Origin of the sequence: Mycobacterium sp. JS623 (assembly GCF_000328565.1) — a bacterium.
GTDB lineage: Bacteria > Actinomycetota > Actinomycetes > Mycobacteriales > Mycobacteriaceae > Mycobacterium.
Map to the genome: position 1 here is coordinate 2968548 of NC_019966.1, position 20830 is coordinate 2989377.

The window sequence follows — 20830 nt, forward strand, 5'->3', positions numbered from 1 at the left end:
GGCGCCCGTTCACTGGGAGACCATCGATGGGACTTTTCGATAAGGCCAAGAAGGCTGCGCAGCAGGCACAACAGGCATTCGCGCAACCACACCAAGGGGATGGAATGGTGCACGTCCAAGGCGCCGGACCAATCGACACTGCCCATTTCGGCGGACCGTCGACGCGTTCGGTGGCGGCCGATGACCCGATCTGGCAGCCCATCAACGGCATCTCGCTGCAGGACTACGCCGAACTCGCCCGCGAAGCGCAGGCACGCGGCATCAACGACGAAGCCGGCATGATCACCCTCGCCCAGGAGCGCGGCTGGAACCCGGCTGACACCAAAGCGGCGTTCGACGGCTGGGTGCAGCGGATGGGCCAGTCGATGGCTGTCGGGCAGCAGTTCCGCAAGCTACTCGGTTACTGAGCGAGCCCTTAAATGCCCAACCCAGTCAAGGACTGGGCGCGGATGTACGGCGCCCACACGCAGTACCTCGAATCGCAGGGCCGGCCGTCATCAACCTTCGGCCAGCGTCACGATCGAGGGCGTCTGGCAGGTCGGGTCGTACATGAACATGTCGCCGTTGCTGAGGATGTCGGCATGACCATCGACTGGATCCGGAGGGGCCAGCTCAGCGGCTAGGCCGCGCCGAGCAGAATGCGCAGCAGCTCGTCCGGGCAGTCGCGCATCAGGTTGTGCGCGCCGTCGAGCACATGCGTGGTCCACGTCGGGTCGTGTCGCACACGGTTGAACGTCGCCGCGAACGGCGACTCACCCTCCCACTTGGTCGCGTACACGTACGCCCGCTTGCGGAAGCGGGACAGATCCCCGGTCAACCGGGCCGGCTGCATCAGCGATGCGAGCGGATGCGCGGTGGCGCGGGCATCGAAGAACGGCATCGGCGGCACACCGTAGCCGGTTTCATCAACCCCCGTGTACCACTCCCGCTGCTCGTCGGTGGTCAGCGTCCAGCACGACTCGCCGTTGCGCGGGACGAATGCATCCACATACACCAGTGAATTGACTTGTTGCGGAACACGATCCGCCACCGCGGTGGTCACCATGCCGCCGTAGCTGTGCCCGACGAGCACCGCGTCGAAGACGTTGTGCACGGCCATTTCGGCCTGTACATCGGTTATGTGCGTTTCGAGGTTCACGCCGGCGTGCAACAGATGCGCGCGCTCCGCGATGCCGGTCAGCGTGACGGTAAGCACCCGATGCCCTTGGGCCCGAAGGCCTTTGGCGAGGTCGTCGAAGCACCACGCGCCATGGCACGCTCCGGGCACCAATACGTATGTGGTCATCGGCTCACCTTGTCGGCGTCAGTGTCCTCGCGGTACCTGCCCGTCACCGTCGCCAGGTCCTCGGGCCGCTGAGTGGCGCCGGTGACGTGCATCTTGCGGTTGGCCGCGACCACGTCGGCTGTCTCAGGACGACGGATGTCCTCATAGGACCGCAGCCCGCCGGTGATATCGCGCGCCAGCTCGTCGGCCAGCACCCGCGCGTCGACGATCGCCTGCGAACCACCGTTTGCGCCGACCGGATACATCGGATGGGCGGCATCGCCGAGCAACGTCACCCGCCCGCGACCCCACCACGGCAGCACGTCGCGGTCGACCATCGGATACTCCAACACCTCCTCGGTGCGCTGCACCAGGTCGGCGGCGTGCAGAAAGCCCAGCTTCCAACGCTCCAGGTGGCCCACGATGGCGCTGCGGTCACCTGGCTGATTCCACTTCACGTCGCCCGGCAACGGCCCGGGGTCTGCCTCCGGCCTCATCACCACCCAGTTGAGCAGGCCGTCGCCGATCGGGTATGTGACGAGGTCGACGCCGTGGGGGTCCTTCACGATCACCATCGTGCGGCCGTCGAGGAAATCGCCCGGTGCCGCACCCCGGAACATCCGCACGCCCGACCACAGCAGCGGGTCGGCTTCTGGATGCAACTGCGAGCGCACGACCGAGTGGATTCCGTCGGCGCCGACCAGCGCGTGCGCCGTGAAGTCGCCCGCCGAGGTGTGCACACGCACGCCGTTGGCCATGTCGTCACAACTCTCCACCTGAGTGTTTACGCGAACGGCGTTGGGGCCCAGCCGTTCTCGCAGTGCGGACAGCAGCAGCATCTGCAGCTGGCCGCGGTGCACGGAGTACTGCGGATAGCCGTAGCCGCCATCGATCCCGCGTGGTTCGCGGAACAGCAGCTCACCGTCGGTGTCGTAGTACGAGATCGAGGTGGGCGCCACCGCCAGCTGGGACAGCTTGTCGCCAAGACCGAGCTCATACAGCTCCCTGACGGCGTGCGGCAACAGGTTGATCCCGACGCCGAGGGGGCGAAGCTGTGAAGCTCGTTCAAGAACGGTCGATTCGATGCCGCGCGCGTGCAGCGTCAACGCCGCGGTCAGCCCTCCGACGCCGCCGCCGGCAATCAAGACGTCAGTCATCTCGTCTCCTTCCCTCGCTATCCAGGGTCGGCGCCGACGTTCTATAAGTCCAATATCGGTTAGAGCCAGAAACTATAATCAATGATTATGGAATTGCGGCAGCTCGAATACTTCGTCGCCGTCGCGGAGGAGGCCAACTTCACCCGCGCCGCCCAGCGAGTCCACGTCGCACAGCCGGCCGTCAGCGCCCAGATCCAGCGTCTCGAGCGCGAACTCGGCCAGCCGCTGCTGGACCGGTCGCGGCGCACGGTGCGGTTGACCGCCGCAGGCGAGGCCGCGTTGCCCCATGCGCGGGCCGCTCTTGCCGCAGTCGCCGACGTCCACGTCGCCGTCGAGGAGCTGACACAGCTGGTGCGCGGCACCGTCACGATCGGCACGGTGACGTCGCACAGCGTCGACATCCCATCGCTGCTTGCTGACTTCCACGCCGACCATCCGCAGGTCGAAATCATTCTCAGCACAGACGGTTCCGACGCACTGATCGAGAAGGTGCGCACCGGACGGCTGGACGCTGCAATCGTCTCCGTCGGGCCCGACGAGCGACCAGAGGGCCTCGATGTGGAGGTCGTCACCGACGAGGCGATCCAGGCCGTGGTGTCACGCACCGACAAGCTCGCGTCGCGCAAGACCATCCGGCTAAGCGACCTGGCCGACCGTCAGCTCATCGTGCTCCCGGTCGGGGCGGGCATCCGCCATCAGTTCGACATCGCGTGCGCCAAGGCCGGGGTGATGCCACGAATCGCCTTCGAGGCCAGCACCCCGGTGGCGCTCGCCGACCTAGCCGAGCGCGGGCTCGGCGTGGCGATCGTGCCCGCATCGGTGCCGCGCGACCGGGACGGGGTCCAGGCACTGACCATTGTTCCGCAGCTGCGCGGCCGACTGGTGCTGGCATGGCGGTCCGACGGGCCGATGAGCCCCGCCGCACGCGTACTCGTCGATAGGGCTCGGCGGCTACTGCGTGTCAGCGGCGGTGCATAGAGTAGGCCCGTGACCGCAAGCGCTACCGCCGAGAAGCCCACATTGATGCTGCTGGACGGCAATTCACTGGCGTATCGGGCCTTCTATGCGCTGCCCGCCGAGAACTTCAAGACCCAGGGCGGGCTGACCACCAACGCCGTCTACGGGTTCACCGCGATGCTGATAAACCTGCTGCGCGACGAACAGCCGTCACACATCGCGGCCGCCTTCGATGTCTCCCGCCAGACATTTCGTGTCGACAAGTACCCGGAGTACAAAGCGGGCCGGTCGGCCACGCCGGACGAATTCCGCGGCCAGATCGACATCACCAAAGAGGTGCTCGTCGCGCTGGGCATCACGGTGCTCGCCGAGCCGGGCTTCGAGGCCGACGACATCATCGCCACGCTGGCCACCCAGGCCGAGGATGACGGCTACCGCGTGCTGGTCGTCACCGGCGACCGCGACTCGCTGCAACTCGTCAGCGACGACGTCACGGTGCTGTATCCGCGGAAGGGTGTCAGCGAGCTGACGCGGTTCACCCCGGAGGCAGTTCTCGACAAATACGGGCTGACGCCGCAGCAATACCCCGACTTCGCGGCGCTGCGCGGCGACCCCAGCGACAACCTGCCCGGCATCCCCGGCGTAGGGGAGAAGACGGCGACCAAGTGGATCGCAGAATTCGGGTCACTGCAGTCGCTGGTCGACAACGTCGACGCGGTCAAGGGCAAGGTCGGCGATGCGCTGCGGGCCAACCTGTCGAGCGTGGTGCTCAACCGTGAGCTCACCGACCTCGTCAAGGATGTGCCGCTGGCGCAGACACCCGACACGCTGCGGATGCAGCCGTGGGACCGCGACCAGATCCACCGGCTGTTCGACGACCTGGAATTCCGGGTGCTGCGCGACCGGCTCTTCGACACGCTGGCGTCGGCCGATCCCGAGGTCGACCAGGGCTTCGACATCAAGGGCGGCGCGCTCGAAGCGGGTGAGCTGGCCGACTGGTTGGCCCAGCACAAGGGCGGCCGGTTCGGGATGGCGGTTGTCGGTACGCATCTGGCATTCGACGCCGACGCCACCGCGCTGGCCATCGTCGCCAATGACGGCGACGGCCGCTACATCGACACCGCGACGCTGCATCCCGACGATGAGGCGGCGCTGGGGTCGTGGCTGGCCGATGCAAGCCAACCGAAGGCGTTGCACGAGGCCAAGCTGGCCATGCACGACCTCGAAGGCCGCGGCTGGAAGCTGGCAGGCGTCACCTCCGACACCGCACTCGCCGCGTACCTGGTGCGTCCTGGTCAGCGCAGTTTCGCCCTCGACGACCTGTCGCTGCGCTATCTCAAACGTGAACTGCGCGCGGATAACCCTGAGCAGCAACAACTTTCGTTGCTTGACGACAGTGAGGGTGTTGACGATCAGGCCGTGCAGACGGTTATTCTTCGCGCCAGCGCCGTGATGGATCTGGCCGATGCGCTCGACGAGGAATTGGCCCGGATGGAGTGCTCGTCGCTGCTTGGCGACATGGAGCTGCCGGTGCAGCGCGCGCTCGCCGAGATGGAGTCCGCGGGCATCGCCGTCGACCTGAAGCAGCTGGGCGAGCTGCAGAGTGAGTTCGCCGACATGATCCGCGACGCGGCTGAGGCGGCGTATGCGGTGATCGGCAAGCAGATCAACCTGGGCTCGCCGAAGCAGCTGCAGGTGGTGTTGTTCGACGAGCTGGAGATGCCGAAGACCAAGCGCACGAAGACCGGCTACACCACCGACGCGGACGCGCTGCAGTCGCTGTACGACAAGACGGGCCACCCCTTCCTGCAACACCTGCTGTCGCACCGCGATGCGACCAGGCTCAAGGTCACCGTCGACGGGTTGATCAACTCTGTCGCGTCCGACGGCCGCATCCACACCACGTTCAACCAGACCATCGCCGCCACCGGACGGTTGTCGTCGACCGAGCCGAACCTGCAGAACATCCCGATCCGCACCGAGGCGGGCCGCCGCATTCGCGACGCGTTCGTTGTCGGCAAGGGCTTCCACGAACTGATGACCGCCGACTACAGCCAGATCGAGATGCGCATCATGGCGCACTTGTCGAAGGATGAAGGCCTCATCGAGGCGTTCAACACCGGCGAAGACCTGCACTCGTTTGTTGCCTCGCGGGCGTTCTCGGTGCCAATCGATGAGGTCACCGCCGAACTGCGGCGCCGGGTCAAGGCGATGTCGTACGGCCTGGCGTATGGATTGAGCGCGTACGGCTTGGCCGCGCAGCTGAAGATCTCCACCGAGGAAGCCAAGGTGCAGATGGAGCAGTACTTCGACCGGTTCGGCGGGGTGCGTGACTATCTGCGCGATGTCGTCGACCAGGCGCGCAAGGACGGCTACACGTCGACGGTGTTCGGCAGGCGGCGCTACCTGCCCGAGCTGGACAGCAGCAATCGCAACGTGCGTGAGGCCGCCGAACGCGCGGCGCTCAACGCGCCGATCCAGGGCAGTGCGGCCGACATCATCAAGGTCGCGATGATCAACGTCGACAAGGCGCTCAAGGAGTCCGGTCTGAAGTCGCGGATGCTGCTACAGGTGCACGACGAACTCCTATTCGAGGTCGCTGACGGCGAGCGCGCCGACCTCGAGAAGTTGGTACGCGAGCAGATGGGCAACGCCTATCCGCTGGACGTGCCGCTCGAGGTCAGCGTGGGTTTCGGGCGGAGCTGGGACTCGGCAGCGCACTGACCGGCTGCCCGCGACCGTTGACCGCGGACAAGTGCGCGATGCCTCGCAAGATCCACGGCGTGTGCCTGACCACCGCGGCGACGGCCCGATCGGACCGGCGCATCTCATCCCTCGCGCCGGGAGTCGGTCGCGCCACCAGTTCCGCCTCGACCGATCCCGGCCGTGCACCGGCGGGATCGACCGCCAGCAGCTGCCAGGCGTCGGGCACACCGCGCAATTCGAAACTGCCGCGGTCGTCGAAGCCGATGCCCGAGCCCACGACGAGGTCCCGGACCGTGCGGGACACCAGGATCTCTCCGGCCCCGGCATTGCCGAGTATCCGGGCGGCGATGTGTACCGCGATCCCGCCGATGTCACCGTCCAGCAGTTCGCATTCTCCGGTGTGGATGCCTGCCCGTATCTCGATGCCCAGTGCCTCGGCGTCAGCGCGCAGTGCTTCGGCACACCGGATGGCCTGGGTTGGGCCGTCGAACGTAGTGAGGTGGCCATCGCCGGTGCTTTTCACCAGCGTCCCGTCGAATCGATTCGTGAGCTCGGTGGTGAGCTCCCCGAAGCGTTGAAGGACCGCGCGCCACCGCTCGTCGCCTGCCGCGGCGGCACGCTGCGTCGATGCAACCATGTCGGTGAACAAGACGGTGCGCAGCGCGCGGTGCGTCTGCGACGGCGCCGCATGGCCGCCGGTGAGGAATCCCTCGATTCCGGTCAGGATCTTGTCCGGATCGCTGAGCCACGGCGCATGGTCGGCACCGTCAACCTCCAGGTACGTGGCCCCGCGGATGTTGTCGGCGAGATATCGGCTGCACTGAACGGGCATGGGGTCTTCGCGGGCGTGGATGACGAGCGTCGGCGTGGTGATCGTCGGCAAGATCGGCCGTACGTCGATCCTGAACGTCGCCTCGACGGTAGCCCGCGCCATCCCGGGGCTGGCACACATCCGCTCGAAGATGCCGAGCTGCCGGATCGACCCGAGAGACGGCATGGACGCTCTGATCGCCTCGCCGCTGCCCCACCCGGAGCTGACGTGCTGGATGAGTTCCTGCATGCGAGCGATTTGAGCGGTCGTCGGCGTGTACTCCTCGCCATAGTCGGCAACGGCGCGCGCATGGAGTTCCGCCGGTTCGCGGTCGAGGTCTTCCCACCCGCCAGCAGTGAAGGCATAGGAGCCGTACAAGATCAATGCGCGGGTGCGCTCTGGTCGTTTCGCAGCGAACAGGATGGCCGCCGGACCGCCTTCGCTCATGCCGAAGACGGCCGGTCGTCGAAATCCGGCGGCATCCATGACGGCCTCGATTTCGGCCGCCCGATCATCGAGTGTGCGGACTTTCGGAATGGGGTCCGACAGCCCGAGCCCGGCCTTGTCGAACAGGGCGACGCGGCAGAACGTGCCGAGATGGTCGAAGAAGGCCTTGAATTCCGGCAGCGTCCAGAACAGCTCGACGTGGCTGACGAAGGGGCCGACGAATACGAGCTCGACCGGCCCGTCGCCGAACACTTGATAGGCCAGGCTGAGGTCGCCGCAGGTCGCGTACGACGTTTCCCCCACGCCGTCAAGCGTATCTAACGCGCACGCTAATATTTCCGGTTTGGCGCCGCCGGAGTGTGGTATCCGGCCAGCCTCGCCAGCGCGGGCGCGGCTGCTCGTGCGTCGTACAACCGGTACGTCTCCTCGTTCTGTAGTGCGGCGACCCGTGGATCGCCGAAACCGCGATCGATCCGGTCGCGTACGAACGCGAGTTCCACCACCTGCGCGGCGAAATTCTTCACGCTCTTGCCCGCCGCCCGATCGCCGAGCCTCCTCGCCTCGGCGATCGCGAGCTTGCGGGTCTTCAACGAACCCAGCCAGGTCGCCTCGTTCGGCGTCACGATCCCCGCCGACACCATGCCCGGCAGCTTGGAGGCGGTGACCGTCTGCTCCCTGCGACGGCTGTGCACGCCTAGGATTATCACCAGCGCGAAAATCGGCACCATCCACAACGCGTAGACCAGCAGATACGCCTCGAACCCCACCAGCGATGAGCCGTTCCAGAGCCCGTGCATGAACACCGCGCCCACATAGCCGAGCGCGACGCAGCCGGCTTTGGCGATGCCGTTGCGCTGCTGCAGCGCGAAGTAGACGCCGATGCCGGTCATCGTCGTGAAAAGGGAGTGCGCGAACGGCCCCATGATCAGCCGAACCGCCGCCGTCAGCAGCGAATCGGACATTGACTCGCCGTTGGCGATGTACAGAATGTCCTCCAGCCAGGCGAAGCCGGCCCCGACCAGGCCCGCGTACACCAGGCAGTCGGTAAGTGAGTTGAGCTCGTTACGGCGTCGGCCGGTCATCATGAGCAGCAGAAACAGGCCCTTCGCGGCTTCCTCGGTCAGCGGCGCACTGAGGACGACGGAGAACGCGCTGACCGACTCCGTATCCGCCAAATCGGGGTTGAGCATCGATTCGGCGTAAATCTGAATTATCGAGGCCAGCACGACTGCGACCGATGCGCCCCACAAGAATGCGAAGACGAGTAGGCGCGGCGGCTCGGGTTCCCAGCGATCTAGCCAGATATAGGCCAGGACGACGATCATCATTGTCGTGCTGGACAGCGCAAACCCGATTCCCGTCCCGACCGGGTTGTAGACGGTCAGCCCGATCACGATCAGCCCTGCAATGGTGCCGAGCAGGATGATCACGGCGAGGGGGGCGCCGACCTTACGGATTTTGCGCTGAAATGGCGGGGCGAGCGCGTACCTCGGTGGTGCTGCGCCTGCGGATGACACTCCAGCAGCGTAGCGGCGCGCTGATCATGACCGGCGGCTCTTGAGACCGAGTTTGTCCAGCATGTGCACAGTCGAGTAATCTCGACGGGTACCCGTCTGTGGTTTTGCGATTTCTGCTGCGGGTGCAGAGCACGATTTTCGGCGCTCGCGCCGAAGCAAATAACAAGAGTCCCATGTCCCTACGATCAAACCTGTCCGGAGCAACCCACCACATGCCAAGTCCCTCCGTCACCTCGCCGCAAGTAGCCATCAACGACATTGGCTCGAGCGAGGATTTTCTCGCCGCCATCGACAAAACCATCAAATACTTCAACGATGGCGACATCGTCGAGGGAACAATCGTCAAGGTTGACCGTGACGAGGTCCTGCTCGACATCGGTTACAAGACCGAAGGCGTCATCCCTTCCCGTGAGCTCTCCATCAAGCACGACGTCGACCCCAACGAGGTCGTTTCCGTCGGCGATGAGGTCGAAGCTCTGGTTCTCACGAAGGAGGACAAGGAAGGCCGCCTGATCCTGTCCAAGAAGCGCGCTCAGTACGAGCGGGCCTGGGGCACCATCGAAGAGCTCAAGGAGAAGGACGAGGCCGTCAAGGGCACCGTCATCGAGGTCGTCAAGGGCGGCCTGATCCTCGACATCGGCCTGCGCGGCTTCCTGCCGGCATCACTGGTCGAGATGCGTCGCGTCCGCGATCTGCAGCCGTACATCGGCAAGGAGATCGAAGCCAAGATCATCGAGCTCGACAAGAACCGCAACAACGTGGTGCTGTCGCGCCGCGCCTGGCTGGAGCAGACCCAATCCGAGGTGCGCAGCGAGTTCCTCAACCAGCTGCAGAAGGGCGCCATCCGCAAGGGTGTCGTGTCTTCGATCGTCAACTTCGGCGCGTTCGTCGATCTCGGCGGCGTCGACGGCCTGGTGCACGTTTCCGAGCTGTCCTGGAAGCACATCGACCATCCGTCCGAGGTCGTCCAGGTCGGCGACGAGGTCACCGTCGAGGTTCTCGACGTCGACATGGACCGCGAGCGGGTTTCGTTGTCGCTCAAGGCAACTCAGGAAGATCCGTGGCGCCACTTCGCCCGCACGCACGCCATCGGCCAGATCGTGCCCGGCAAGGTCACCAAGCTGGTGCCGTTCGGCGCGTTCGTCCGAGTCGAGGAGGGCATCGAGGGCCTGGTGCACATCTCCGAGCTGTCGGAGCGCCACGTCGAGGTCCCGGACCAGGTGGTGCAGGTCGGCGACGACGCGATGGTCAAGGTCATCGACATCGACCTGGAGCGTCGCCGCATCTCGCTGAGCCTCAAGCAGGCCAACGAGGACTACACCGAGGAGTTCGACCCGTCGAAGTACGGCATGGCCGACAGCTACGACGAGCAGGGCAACTACATCTTCCCCGAGGGCTTCGATTCCGAGACCAACGAATGGCTCGAGGGCTTCGAGAAGCAGCGTGAGGAGTGGGAGTCCCGCTACGCGGAGGCCGAGCGCCGGCACAAGATGCACACCACGCAGATGGAGAAGTTCGCCGCGGCCGAGGCCGAAGACGCGGCACGGCCGTCGTCGTCCAACGGCGCGTCGCGCTCCGATGAGCAGTCCGCCGGTGGCTCGCTCGCCAGCGACGCTCAGCTGGCCGCGCTGCGCGAGAAGCTCGCCGGTAGCGCCTAGCCGATTCCAACGGCAAGGGCCCGACTCAATTCGAGTCGGGCCTTTGTCGTATCGGGCTGGGCCCCTGACAGACTGGGACGGTGTTGCGCATAGGTCTGACCGGCGGCATCGGCGCCGGCAAGTCGACGGTGTCCGCCGCGTTCGCCGAATGTGGCGGCATCGTCGTCGACGGCGATGTCATTGCCCGCGAGGTCGTCGAACCCGGCACCGAAGGGTTGGCGCAGCTGGTCGAGGCGTTCGGCGAGGACATTCTGTTGGCTGACGGGGCGCTGAACCGGCCTGCGCTGGCCGCCAAGGCGTTCGTCGACGACGAGAAGCGCGCGACGCTGAACGGAATCGTGCACCCGCAGGTTGCCCGTCGTCGTCAGGAGATCCTGGACGCGGTGCACGACGACGCCGTCGTGGTGGAGGATATTCCGCTGCTCGTGGAAACGGGGATGGCGCCATTGTTCCCGCTCGTCGTCGTGGTCACGGCCGACGAGGAGACACGGGTCGAGCGGTTGATCAAGCGTGGCATGGACGAAGCCGACGCCCGCGCGCGCATCAAGGCGCAAGCACCGGAAGAGCAGCGCCGCGCGATAGCCGATGTGCTGCTGGACAATTCGGGTTCGCAGGGCGAACTCGTCGAGGAGGCGCGAGACCTCTGGTACAACCGGGTACTGCCGCTAGCGCACAATATCCGCACGCGAGAAGTGGCTCAACACAAGCTGGAGTTGACTCCCTATGACCCGACATGGGCCGACGACGCGGCGCGGATCATCAAACGGGTCCAAATGGCATGCAGCGCAAAGATCTTACGGGTCGACCACATCGGATCGACCGCTGTTCCGGACACGGAAGCCAAAAACGTCATCGATCTCCAGGTAACGGTCGCTTCGCTGCATGTCGCCGACGAGATCAACGATTCACTCGCCAATGTCGGCTACCCACGCATCAAGCAGATCGTCAGCGATGTGCCCCACGATGGCGATCCGTCGTTGTGGCAGAAGCGGATTCACGGCGCCGCCGATCCCGGTCGGCCGGCCCGCATCCACATTCGCGTTGACGGCTGGCCGAATCAGCGATTCGCCTTGCTGTTCACCGACTGGCTGCGTTCGAATTCCAGCGTGCGCGACGAGTATGTGAAGGCAAAGCGACACGCGCTGACGGCCCCTCATTACTCAGAAGCCAAGGAGCCGTGGTTCGCCGACGCGTACGAACGCGCCAGGGAGTGGGCGAAGACGACGGGGTGGCGGCCCTGATTACGCGGCGGCTGGACCAAAAGCGGCAGCCGGAGCTGCGGGCGCGGCCGGAGCGGAACCCTCGGTCGCTGGCTGACCTGCGGTCGGCGTGTCGAGCGGGGCGCCACACTGCAGCACGCCGTACAGAGGATCGTCCCTAGGGTGAAATAACCGCGGAGCGATGAACTGATCGGCCTGCGCGACGATTTGGTCGTCGGCCAGGATCTCGCAGTGCAGATTCGACCCGTATGGCCACTGGATCGAGACTTCCATGCCGGCCTGTTTGGGGTCGTCCAACACGGTGTTGACCTCGAATGTTTGTCCGGGCAGCAGCGTCGGCGTTTCGCTGTTGACGTTCTGGTCGTCCAACTTGTACGCCACCACCGCGCCCCGCGACGTCCCGTCCGCTCGGGCCCGGTAGGTGATGTTGTGCTTCAAACCATCGCCGGGAGCGGGCTGGGTTTCGGTCTGCGGTCCGGGCGGCGCGGGTTCCGGAGCGGCCATCGCCGTGGCCGGCATGGACTGCGCACCTGTGCCGATGACCGCAGCAGCGGCGATCGCCAGCCATCGGCGCTTGGCAAAGCTCATGACAGCCGACCTTACCGTCGGTATCGGACCACCGGCGATGCGGCTGCCGGCCGACCGCTGCCGAACTGCGTGGTCGTAGCGCGCGGACCTGCGGTTATTTGCCATTACAAGATCATCGCCCACGCCCACTCACCCGTTACGGCCGGCGACGCTGGCGGTAAAGGTGGCTACGGCGGCCTGGTGCTAGGCATCGGTGGCGACGGCGGTGCCGGCGGCAAGGGCGGCACGGGCGGTACTGGTGCCACCGGCGCTGAGGAAACAATCGAAGCAACGGGAGTAACGGCGGCACGACCTAGCCGCTGCGCAATGACGGTGAGCCCGCTCAGTATTCCGACATCAGGTGCTGAGCGGGCTCATTGTCGTTATGGCCGTTGGCAATTCGGGCACCACACCGAGGTCCGGCCGCCGATTCGGCTGCGCCGCAGTCGTGTACCGCAGCGCGGGCAGCTTGGATCGGGGTCGTCGCGCACGCTGGTCAGCCACCGCGGCAGTCCGGGCACTCGGCCGTGTCGCACCGACGTCCGCAGCACCCGCTTCATTGCAGCGTGCAATCGCAGCATCTCATCGTCGATGCTGGCGACCGGTCGTGCTGGGTGCACTGCGGCGCGCCAACAGATTTCGTCAACGAGCAGGTTGCCGAGACCAGCAATCACGGATTGGTTCATCAAGGTGGGTTTCAGCGCGCCGCGCCGACCACGCATTGCCTTGCGAAACGACGGCAGATCCAGGTCGAGCGCGTCGGGGCCCTGCTTGCCCATCACCTCGGCTGTCGCGTCGTCGTCGGGGGCCAGCCAAACGCCGCGCAGTTTTCTGAGGTCGGCGTAACGCAACTCGCCACGGTCCAGTCCGATTACAAGCCGTTCGTATCCTTTTTCGGGAGCGCCTTCCGCCGCGAAATAGGGGTGGCCGGTCATTCCGCTGTGGACCAGCAATACCGGACCGTCGGTCGGCAGAATCAGCCACTTGCCGTGTCGGCGCGGGTCGCGGAACGTGTGCTTGAGGAGATTGCGCGAAAGCCCACGTGCCGTTGCGTTGCGCAATACGCCGGCGTCACGCACATCGACGCGCCGGACCTGGCGTCCCGGCAGCTTGTCGGCCAGCTCGCGGCGGAATCCCTCCACATCGGGCAGCTCAGGCATGAACTTTTGAAAGGCGCTGCGTTGGCCGCGAGAGCGAACGCGCGTGCTTGCGCATGTCGGCCCACGGATCTCCTTGCTCGGCAATCCGTTTGGGCACATCGCGAAGCGCGAATCGGTCGGGCCGCATGCCACGACTGTTCAGCTCTTCCCACTCCAGCGGCGTGGACACCGGGGCGCCGCGGCGGGCACGCACCGCATACGGCGCAACCGCCGTCTGCGCGTAGGCGTTTCGCATGATGTCGAGGTACACCCGATCGCCGCGCTTGTCCTTGCGCTGCTCGAGCGTGCGGTGGCCCGGATCGTCGGCCACGACGAGTTCGGCTACATCGCGGGAGAACTGGCGCACCGTATCGAAGTCGGAACCGCGACTGATCGGCACCACGACATGCAGGCCGCGCGAGCCCGTCGTCTTCAGATACGGCGTCAAACCAAGATCTCTCAGGGCATCGGCGCAGGCGCGGGCCGCCGCCCGCACCGGCGCGAAGTCGGTTGTCGAGGGATCCATGTCGAACACGATGAGGTCTGGTTCGTCCAGCCGGTCGCGGCGCGACAGCCACGTATGCGGGGTGATGCAGTTCTGATTGGCCAGCCACACCAGGGCATCACGGCTATCGGCGACCGGATGGACGACATTCCCACCCTGCTTGGTGACCTCGGCTGAACCCATCCAGTCGGGCAGCGCGCCTCCGAAATCCTGCTGGACAAAGCCATGCTGACCGATTCCCCGTGGATACCGCCACAGCGTCAGCGGCCTGCCCTTCAAGTGCGGCACCATCACGTCGGCCACCGCGGCGTAGTAACCGGCTAGCTCCTCCTTGGTGATACCGTCATCGGGAAACAGCACTCGCTTCCCGTGGGTGATCTCTACCGTGGCGGCCATCAGCGCGTCTCCCTCACCACATCGTCGGGGACACCCACCGGGGCACGTTCACGCCTCGTCCTTGCCGGTGCGCAAGCGGGTCAGCGCATGCGATGCCTTCAGCGTCATGTCCACGGCGTACCCGCCCGGGAACGGGCCTATGCCGAGCGCCAGGTGAGCGTCATCCCGCTGTCGGCGAGCCAGCGGTTCAGGTCGTAGTCGTGCCTGGACAGCCCATCGATCGCCGATACCGCCGTCTGCACCGCATGCTCGCCGGTTTCCGGGGTCAACAGGCCGTGGCGAACGGCAGTCAGCAGCTCGTCGACGTCCAACAACTCGACGCCCTTACCGGTCCGCACGACAAGATCGAGGTAGTGGTCCTCGGCGTGCCATGCGTTGGCCCCCGGCGTGTAGTGGCCGACGTCAAGGTAGTAGTCCTGGTCGAGTTCGTGCCCGGGGCTGAAGTGAAAGACCGTGGCCCGCAAGCCCACAGACGGCAGCAGCCAGGACTCCAAGTAGTGAAACTGTGCCCGCCCGGGAGCGGGCCGTGCCATGTAGAGCCCCCACGGCTCGACGGTGTAGACGTCGACAGCCCGCACGATGCCCTTCGGATCGGTGTTGGTGCGGGCTACCAGGTCAAATGTTTCGTGCTTCGGCGCGTGAATGTTCTCAGCATAGGCGGCCCGGGGGGCTACCGGTCGTGCCAGGAAATGGCGGTGCGCAGCGTCGCCTCCAGCGCGCGGTGGACGTCGCGCAGTGGACGAATGTCGCGGCGAACCCGGCAGAGCAGGATCGCGCCTTCGATTGCGGCGACGACCGTCGTAGCTAATCGCCGTGAGTCGGTACGGCTGACACCGCTGTCGAGCAGGGTCCGTCCGATCAGATCCTGCCACCGCCCGAACGCCGCGGCGGCCGCATCGGTTGCAGTTGAGCCGGCGTCGGCCTCGGCAGCCACAGCAACGACTGGACAGCCGGCGCGAAAGTTGCTGTCTTCAAGCACTTCTCGCCAGGACTCGACAAATATGCCAAGCGCGGCGATCGGGTCACCGCTCTCCGCGGCGCGGGTGATGCGCCGCTCGATCACCGCCGCCGCCCATGCCACCGTCTCCGCCGCGAGTTGTTCCTTGCCTCCGGGGAAGTGGTGATAGATCGAACCGCGCGGCGCTCCGCTGTGCTCGATGACGTCGCGAAAACCCGTGCCGCTGTAGCCGTTCTCTCTGAACAGCAAAGCGGCACTTTGAATCATCCGGTCTCGGCTATCGCTGGTTATGACAGTCATCATAGTCTAGTGTGGTGGCTATGCCAACTGTCATAGTCGACGAACGCAACCACGTCCTGCACATGGGTCTCAACCGGCCGGCAAAGCGAAATGCATTCGACGTCGAGATGCTCGAGGACCTCGGCCGCGCCTACGAGCGGCTGGAGCGCGACGACACCCTGCGCGCGGGCGTGCTGTATGCGGAGGGCGCCAACTTCACCGCCGGCCTCGACCTCGCCGAGATCGGCCCCCGGCTGATGGAAGGAACCCTGGACTGGCCCGACGACGCCCGCAACCCCTGGCGCAATGACGGCCGGGGGTGGACGAAGCCGATCGTCGCTGCCGCCCAGGGTTGGTGCATGACGCTCGGCATCGAACTCTTACTGGCCGCCGATATCCGGATCGCCAGCGCCGATACCCGCTTCGCCCAGCTCGAGGTCCAGCGGGGCATCTATCCGTTCGGCGGGGCCACCACCCGGCTACCCCGCGACGCGGGCTGGGGCAACTCGATGCGCTGGCTGCTGACCGGCGACGAATTCGACGCCGCAGAGGCGCTGCGCATCGGCCTCGTGCAGGAGGTTGTCGAGCCGGGACGACAGCGCGACCGTGCCGTTGAGCTGGCAGAACGGATCGCGACACGGTCGGCTCCGCTGGCCGTAAGCACCACCCTTGGTGCTGCTCAACGCGCCAACCGGGAGGGTGAGCAGGCCGCCGAGGACCGCTTCGTCGACGACGTCCTCGCCCTGTTCAGGACGACCGACGGGGCGGAGGGAATCCAGGCGTTCATCGAACGCCGTGCGCCGCGCTTCGCGGGAGCCTGAGCCCAGGGAACAGCCGATGTCGGTGGCTGGTTCTACCCTGGTGAATATGGCTTTCGCTACCGAACACCCCGTGCTTGCGCACTCGGAGTACCGCCCTGTCGACCAGATGGTCCGGGTCGGTGGTCGCTTCGAGGTGGTCAGCCCGCACGCGCCGGCGGGTGACCAACCGGCAGCCATCGAGGAGTTGGAACGCCGGATCAGGGCCGGGGAGCGCGATGTGGTGCTGCTCGGTGCCACTGGCACCGGTAAGTCGGCCACCACCGCGTGGCTGATCGAGCGGCTGCAGCGGCCCACCCTGGTGATGGCACCCAACAAGACGCTGGCCGCACAGCTGGCCAATGAGCTACGAGAGATGTTGCCGCACAACGCCGTTGAGTACTTCGTTTCGTACTACGACTATTACCAGCCCGAGGCGTACATCGCGCAGACTGACACCTACATCGAGAAGGACAGCTCGATCAACGACGACGTCGAGCGGCTGCGGCACTCCGCGACGTCCAGCCTGTTGTCCCGTCGGGATGTGGTCGTGGTCGCGTCGGTGTCCTGTATCTACGGCCTCGGCACGCCGCAGTCGTATCTGGACCGCTCGGTCGAGCTGGCCGTCGGCCAGGAGGTCCCGCGCGACGCGCTGCTGCGGCTGCTGGTTGATGTCCAGTACACCCGCAACGACATGGCGTTCACCCGCGGCTCGTTCCGCGTGCGCGGCGACACCGTCGAGATCATCCCGTCGTATGAGGAGCTTGCCGTCCGCATTGAATTCTTCGGCGACGAGATCGAGGAGCTGTACTACCTGCACCCACTGACCGGCGACGTCGTTCGCAAGGTCGACTCGCTGCGGATCTTCCCTGCCACCCATTACGTCGCCGGCCCGGAGCGCATGGCGCACGCGATCTCGACCATCGAGCAGGAGCTCGAGGAGCGGCTGGCCGAACTGGAGGGCCAGGGCAAGCTGCTCGAGGCGCAGCGGCTGCGGATGCGCACCAACTACGACGTCGAGATGATGCGCCAGGTCGGGTTCTGCTCGGGCATCGAGAACTACTCGCGCCACATCGATGCAAGGCCCGCCGGCTCAGCGCCTGCCACGCTGCTCGACTACTTTCCCGAGGACTTCCTGCTCGTCATCGACGAGTCGCACGTCACGGTGCCGCAGATCGGTGGCATGTACGAGGGCGACATGTCGCGTAAGCGCAACCTCGTCGACTTCGGCTTCCGGCTCCCGTCGGCCGTCGACAACAGGCCGCTGACGTGGGAGGAGTTCGCCGACCGGATCGGGCAGACGGTCTACCTGTCGGCCACGCCCGGGCCTTATGAGCTGAGCCAGACCGGCGGTGAGTTCGTCGAGCAGGTCATTCGACCGACCGGCCTGGTCGATCCGAAGGTCGTGGTCAAACCCACCAAGGGGCAGATCGACGATCTGATCGGCGAGATCCGTAAACGCACCGAACTCGACGAGCGGGTACTGGTCACCACCTTGACCAAGAAAATGGCCGAGGATCTGACGGACTACCTGCTGGAGCTTGGCATCCGGGTCAGGTACCTGCATTCCGAGGTCGACACACTGCGTCGCGTTGAGCTGCTGCGCCAGCTGCGGCTCGGCGAGTACGACGTGCTGGTCGGCATCAACCTGCTCCGGGAAGGTCTGGACCTGCCCGAAGTGTCGCTCGTGTCGATACTGGACGCCGATAAGGAGGGCTTCCTGCGGTCGGCGCGCAGCCTGATTCAGACCATCGGCCGCGCGGCACGCAACGTGTCGGGCGAGGTACACATGTACGCCGACAAGATCACCGACTCAATGCGCGAGGCCATCGACGAGACAGACCGTCGTCGGGCCAAGCAGATCGCCTACAACCAGGCCCATGGTGTCGATCCGCAACCGCTGCGCAAGAAGATCGCCGACATCCTCGATCAGGTGTATCGCGAAGCCGACGACACCGACGCGACCGTCGAAATCGGTGGCTCCGGTCGCAACGCGTCGCGCGGGCGCCGTGCCCAGGGCGAGCCGGGTCGGGCCGTCAGCGCGGGCATTGTCGAGGGCCGCGACACATCAAACATGCCGCGCGCGGAACTCGCCGATCTGATCAAGGATCTGACCGCTCAGATGATGGCCGCAGCGCGCGACCTGCAGTTCGAGCTGGCCGCGCGGATCCGCGACGAGATCCACGACCTCAAGAAGGAACTGCGCGGAATGGACGCCGCCGGGCTCAAGTAGCGCCCCTACCACGAGGAACACGCTAGGACGATCAGGACAGCTAATTACCCGAATCGCCAACCTCAAAATGGCTTGACCTCAATGGCGCTTGAGCTCCTACGGTGAGCGCGTGACCGATAGCGCGGCGATCAGCACCGGCAGCTGGCGTGAGCTGCTCGGCCCGAAGAACCTCGGGGCCTCTACGGTGCTCGCAGGCGGTGTCGCGCTGTACGCCACGAATGAGTTTCTCACCATCAGCCTGATGCCCAGCGCGGTCGCCGACATCGGCGGTCACCGCTTCTACGCATGGGTGACGACGGTGTACCTGGTGGCATCGGTGGTGGCCGCAACCACCGTGCACGCGCTGCTGATACGCCTGGGGCCGCGGTTGGCATATCTGTTGGGCCTCAGCGTCTTTGGCACGGGTAGCCTCGCGTGCGCGGCGGCGCCGACGATGGAGATACTGCTCGCAGGCCGCGCGGTGCAGGGCGCGGCGGGCGGTCTGCTGGCTGGTCTCGGCTATGCGGTGATCAACACCGCGCTGCCCAGCACGTTGTGGACCAAAGCCTCCGCACTGGTGTCGGCGATGTGGGGAGTCGGAACCCTGGTCGGACCTGCTGCAGGCGGTCTCTTTGCCCAATTCAGTTCGTGGCGTTGGGCTTTCGGTGTGCTGGTGATTCTGACCGCGGCAATGGCAGCACTGGTGCCGATCGCGCTACCGGCGCGAGACGAGGCCGACGTGCAGGGGTTGCGCATCCCGATTCCCATTTGGTCACTGCTTCTTCTGGGTGCCGCGGCGCTTTCCGTGAGCGTGGCGGGGATCCCGCACGACTGGCGCGCGACGGCCCTGCTGCTGGCCCTCGGCGCCGTACTTGTCGTCGTGTTCCTCTACGTCGATCGGCGCCTGCCCGCGGCGGTGCTGCCGCCGAGCGCATTCGGCCCCGGCCCGTTGAAGTGGATCTACCTGACGCTCGGGTTGTTGATGGCGGCGACGATGGCCGATATGTATGTGCCGCTCTTCGGTCAACGCCTGGCGCACCTGACACCCGTCGCCGCCGGATTCCTTGGCGCTGGGCTCGCCATCGGCTGGACAGTCGGCGAAATCGGTAGCGCGTCCCTGCGTAGTGAGCGGGTGATCAGGTGGACGGTCGCCGTCGCGCCACTGGTGATGGCGACCGGGCTTGCGCTGGCCGCGGTGACGCAATACGAGCAAGCGTCGTTCGGGCTTGTGGCGGTGTGGGCGGTGGCACTACTGATCACAGGCGTCGGGGTCGGCATCGCGTGGCCTCATCTTTCGGCGTGGGCCATGAGTCGTGTCGACGATCCCGCCGAAGGACCGGCTGCGGCCGCAGCCATCAACACCGTGCAGTTGATCTGCGGCGCCTTCGGCGCCGGCCTGGCTGGGATAATGGTCAACCTGACCGAAGCCGGCGACGCTACGCCGGCGCGCTGGTTGTTCTCGGCGTTCGCCGCGCTGGCCGCACTCGGTGTGCTCGCGTCGACAAGAAGCGGACGGACTCAGAGCACCGGAAGCAGACGGCGCAGGATCGTGGCCGAGGACTCCGCGGCCTGATCGACGAACGCGGTGAAATCGAACAACGCGTCGCCGCCTGCAAGGTCGGACAGCGCCCGGATCACGAGCCAGGGGATGCCGAACGCCTCGCACACCTGCGCGACTGCACCGCCTTCCATTTCGATCGCCTGCCCGCCAAGTTGGCTGCGCAGTCGATCGCGGGTGGCCTCGCAGTTCAGGTATTGATCGCCGGATAGCACTGTGCCATAGACGATTTGGCCCGGAGTCGAGACACCCACCAACCGCTGCTTGACCCGGTCCAGCAGTTCGGCGTCGACCGGGTAGCCGAGGCGATCGGTCGGGTTGATGACGGGTACGTGGCCGGGCTGATACGTCTGAACCCGCTCGTTCTCCACCATGCCCGCGTCGTGCTGGATCAAGAAGTCGGCGACGACGATGTCGCCGATGGTCAGCCGCGGATTCAGCCCGCCAGCCACGCCGGTGAAAACGATTGTGCGGCAGCCGAATCGGTCTGCCAACAGCGTCGTGACGAGTGCGGCGTTAACCTTGCCCATGCCTGAGCCGGCCAGCACGACCTCATGTCCGTCGATCGTGCCCGTATCGAAGACGGTATGCGCGGCGTGCGTGCTACGAGGGTCGGCCAGGACGGTGCGAAGGTGTGCGAGTTCCTGCGGGATCGCGCAGATCAATCCGATGGTCACACCAG

Annotated in this window: 19 protein-coding genes; 9 read left to right on the plus strand and 10 right to left on the minus strand. The window is 65.8% G+C overall.

Translation table 11 applies throughout. The features are described 5' to 3' along the window. The first annotated feature begins 26 nt into the window (after positions 1 to 26). Positions 27 to 407, plus strand: coding sequence for a hypothetical protein (locus tag MYCSM_RS14560; RefSeq protein ID WP_015306926.1), 381 nt, complete (start codon positions 27 to 29; stop codon positions 405 to 407). Positions 408 to 419: 12 nt separating this feature from the next. Then, positions 420 to 623, plus strand: coding sequence for a hypothetical protein (locus MYCSM_RS37790; RefSeq protein ID WP_015306927.1), 204 nt, complete (start codon positions 420 to 422; stop codon positions 621 to 623). Here the strand turns inward: MYCSM_RS37790 and MYCSM_RS14570 are convergent. Both MYCSM_RS14570 and MYCSM_RS14575 read right to left on the minus strand, forming a co-directional pair. Beyond that, the gene (locus MYCSM_RS14570) at positions 620 to 1285 is read right to left on the minus strand and encodes an alpha/beta fold hydrolase (RefSeq protein WP_015306928.1); all 666 of its coding nucleotides are present in this window, start codon (positions 1283 to 1285) and stop codon (positions 620 to 622) included. The two genes, MYCSM_RS37790 and MYCSM_RS14570, sit on opposite strands and share 4 nt — an antisense overlap. After that, positions 1282 to 2421 (minus strand): FAD-dependent monooxygenase, encoded by a 1140-nt coding sequence (locus MYCSM_RS14575; protein ID WP_015306929.1) that lies wholly within the window; start codon positions 2419 to 2421, stop codon positions 1282 to 1284. The genes MYCSM_RS14570 and MYCSM_RS14575 overlap by 4 nt, the downstream gene beginning before the upstream one ends. A gap of 87 nt (positions 2422 to 2508) precedes the next feature. Here MYCSM_RS14575 and MYCSM_RS14580 point away from each other — a divergent pair, with 87 nt between their 5' ends. Both MYCSM_RS14580 and polA read left to right on the plus strand, forming a co-directional pair. Next, positions 2509 to 3399, plus strand: coding sequence for a LysR family transcriptional regulator (locus tag MYCSM_RS14580; protein WP_041312095.1), 891 nt, complete (start codon positions 2509 to 2511; stop codon positions 3397 to 3399). Between the two features lie 45 nt (positions 3400 to 3444). After that, on the plus strand, positions 3445 to 6102 hold the full coding sequence (gene polA, locus MYCSM_RS14585) for a DNA polymerase I (protein ID WP_198345090.1): 2658 nt from the start codon (positions 3445 to 3447) through the stop codon (positions 6100 to 6102). On the opposite strand, the gene MYCSM_RS14590 is transcribed toward polA, so the two are convergent. Both MYCSM_RS14590 and MYCSM_RS14595 read right to left on the minus strand, forming a co-directional pair. Beyond that, positions 6059 to 7645, minus strand: a complete 1587-nt coding sequence (locus MYCSM_RS14590) for an adenylate/guanylate cyclase domain-containing protein (RefSeq protein ID WP_015306932.1) — start codon at positions 7643 to 7645, stop codon at positions 6059 to 6061. The two genes, polA and MYCSM_RS14590, sit on opposite strands and share 44 nt — an antisense overlap. A 26-nt stretch (positions 7646 to 7671) precedes the next feature. Next, positions 7672 to 8859 carry a PrsW family intramembrane metalloprotease gene (locus tag MYCSM_RS14595; RefSeq protein WP_015306933.1) on the minus strand — a complete coding sequence of 396 codons (1188 nt, stop codon included), beginning with the start codon at positions 8857 to 8859 and terminating at the stop codon, positions 7672 to 7674. 212 nt (positions 8860 to 9071) lie between these two features. Between MYCSM_RS14595 and rpsA the strand changes: the two genes are divergently transcribed. Both rpsA and coaE read left to right on the plus strand, forming a co-directional pair. Further along, positions 9072 to 10517 (plus strand): 30S ribosomal protein S1, encoded by a 1446-nt coding sequence (gene rpsA / locus MYCSM_RS14600; protein WP_015306934.1) that lies wholly within the window; start codon positions 9072 to 9074, stop codon positions 10515 to 10517. Positions 10518 to 10597: 80 nt separating this feature from the next. Continuing rightward, positions 10598 to 11758, plus strand: coding sequence for a dephospho-CoA kinase (gene coaE, locus MYCSM_RS14605; RefSeq protein ID WP_015306935.1), 1161 nt, complete (start codon positions 10598 to 10600; stop codon positions 11756 to 11758). Here coaE and MYCSM_RS14610 read toward each other — a convergent pair whose 3' ends face one another. The 5 genes from MYCSM_RS14610 to MYCSM_RS14630 all read right to left on the minus strand — a co-directional run bounded on the left by MYCSM_RS14610 (position 11759) and on the right by MYCSM_RS14630 (position 15602). Continuing rightward, positions 11759 to 12325 (minus strand): hypothetical protein, encoded by a 567-nt coding sequence (locus MYCSM_RS14610; RefSeq protein ID WP_015306936.1) that lies wholly within the window; start codon positions 12323 to 12325, stop codon positions 11759 to 11761. Positions 12326 to 12687: 362 nt separating this feature from the next. Further along, the gene (locus tag MYCSM_RS14615) at positions 12688 to 13464 is read right to left on the minus strand and encodes an Fpg/Nei family DNA glycosylase (protein WP_015306937.1); all 777 of its coding nucleotides are present in this window, start codon (positions 13462 to 13464) and stop codon (positions 12688 to 12690) included. Next, positions 13457 to 14344 carry a non-homologous end-joining DNA ligase gene (gene ligD / locus MYCSM_RS14620; RefSeq protein WP_015306938.1) on the minus strand — a complete coding sequence of 296 codons (888 nt, stop codon included), beginning with the start codon at positions 14342 to 14344 and terminating at the stop codon, positions 13457 to 13459. Before ligD ends, MYCSM_RS14615 begins: the two co-directional genes overlap by 8 nt. 137 nt (positions 14345 to 14481) lie before the next feature. Next, positions 14482 to 14988, minus strand: coding sequence for a DUF402 domain-containing protein (locus MYCSM_RS14625; RefSeq protein WP_198345091.1), 507 nt, complete (start codon positions 14986 to 14988; stop codon positions 14482 to 14484). 26 nt (positions 14989 to 15014) lie between these two features. Next, positions 15015 to 15602: a TetR/AcrR family transcriptional regulator gene (locus MYCSM_RS14630; protein ID WP_041314060.1), complete on the minus strand. Its 588-nt coding sequence runs from the start codon at positions 15600 to 15602 to the stop codon at positions 15015 to 15017. A gap of 20 nt (positions 15603 to 15622) precedes the next feature. Here MYCSM_RS14630 and MYCSM_RS14635 point away from each other — a divergent pair, with 20 nt between their 5' ends. The 3 genes from MYCSM_RS14635 to MYCSM_RS14645 all read left to right on the plus strand — a co-directional run bounded on the left by MYCSM_RS14635 (position 15623) and on the right by MYCSM_RS14645 (position 20163). Further along, positions 15623 to 16402 (plus strand): crotonase/enoyl-CoA hydratase family protein, encoded by a 780-nt coding sequence (locus MYCSM_RS14635; RefSeq protein ID WP_015306941.1) that lies wholly within the window; start codon positions 15623 to 15625, stop codon positions 16400 to 16402. Positions 16403 to 16448: 46 nt separating this feature from the next. Then, positions 16449 to 18611, plus strand: a complete 2163-nt coding sequence (uvrB, locus tag MYCSM_RS14640) for an excinuclease ABC subunit UvrB (RefSeq protein WP_041312102.1) — start codon at positions 16449 to 16451, stop codon at positions 18609 to 18611. Positions 18612 to 18720: 109 nt separating this feature from the next. Beyond that, positions 18721 to 20163, plus strand: a complete 1443-nt coding sequence (locus MYCSM_RS14645; protein WP_015306943.1) for an MFS transporter — start codon at positions 18721 to 18723, stop codon at positions 20161 to 20163. On the opposite strand, the gene MYCSM_RS14650 is transcribed toward MYCSM_RS14645, so the two are convergent. After that, positions 20109 to 20825 (minus strand): 5'-methylthioadenosine/adenosylhomocysteine nucleosidase, encoded by a 717-nt coding sequence (locus MYCSM_RS14650; RefSeq protein ID WP_015306944.1) that lies wholly within the window; start codon positions 20823 to 20825, stop codon positions 20109 to 20111. The two genes, MYCSM_RS14645 and MYCSM_RS14650, sit on opposite strands and share 55 nt — an antisense overlap. Positions 20826 to 20830: the final 5 nt, after the last annotated feature.

What these genes read in the sequence shown, in the direction of transcription:
- uvrB (WP_041312102.1), top strand. Translation starts at nt 16,449, where the DNA reads ATGGCTTTCGCTACCGAACACCCCGTGCTTGCGCACTCGGAGTACCGC.
- MYCSM_RS14575 (WP_015306929.1), bottom strand. Translation starts at nt 2,421, where the DNA reads ATGACTGACGTCTTGATTGCCGGCGGCGGCGTCGGAGGGCTGACCGCG.
- MYCSM_RS14560 (WP_015306926.1), top strand. Translation starts at nt 27, where the DNA reads ATGGGACTTTTCGATAAGGCCAAGAAGGCTGCGCAGCAGGCACAACAG.
- MYCSM_RS14610 (WP_015306936.1), bottom strand. Translation starts at nt 12,325, where the DNA reads ATGAGCTTTGCCAAGCGCCGATGGCTGGCGATCGCCGCTGCTGCGGTC.
- MYCSM_RS14580 (WP_041312095.1), top strand. Translation starts at nt 2,509, where the DNA reads ATGGAATTGCGGCAGCTCGAATACTTCGTCGCCGTCGCGGAGGAGGCC.
- MYCSM_RS14570 (WP_015306928.1), bottom strand. Translation starts at nt 1,285, where the DNA reads ATGACCACATACGTATTGGTGCCCGGAGCGTGCCATGGCGCGTGGTGC.
- MYCSM_RS37790 (WP_015306927.1), top strand. Translation starts at nt 420, where the DNA reads ATGCCCAACCCAGTCAAGGACTGGGCGCGGATGTACGGCGCCCACACG.
- polA (WP_198345090.1), top strand. Translation starts at nt 3,445, where the DNA reads ATGCTGCTGGACGGCAATTCACTGGCGTATCGGGCCTTCTATGCGCTG.
- MYCSM_RS14635 (WP_015306941.1), top strand. Translation starts at nt 15,623, where the DNA reads ATGCCAACTGTCATAGTCGACGAACGCAACCACGTCCTGCACATGGGT.
- MYCSM_RS14615 (WP_015306937.1), bottom strand. Translation starts at nt 13,464, where the DNA reads ATGCCTGAGCTGCCCGATGTGGAGGGATTCCGCCGCGAGCTGGCCGAC.
- rpsA (WP_015306934.1), top strand. Translation starts at nt 9,072, where the DNA reads ATGCCAAGTCCCTCCGTCACCTCGCCGCAAGTAGCCATCAACGACATT.
- ligD (WP_015306938.1), bottom strand. Translation starts at nt 14,344, where the DNA reads ATGGCCGCCACGGTAGAGATCACCCACGGGAAGCGAGTGCTGTTTCCC.
- MYCSM_RS14630 (WP_041314060.1), bottom strand. Translation starts at nt 15,602, where the DNA reads ATGACTGTCATAACCAGCGATAGCCGAGACCGGATGATTCAAAGTGCC.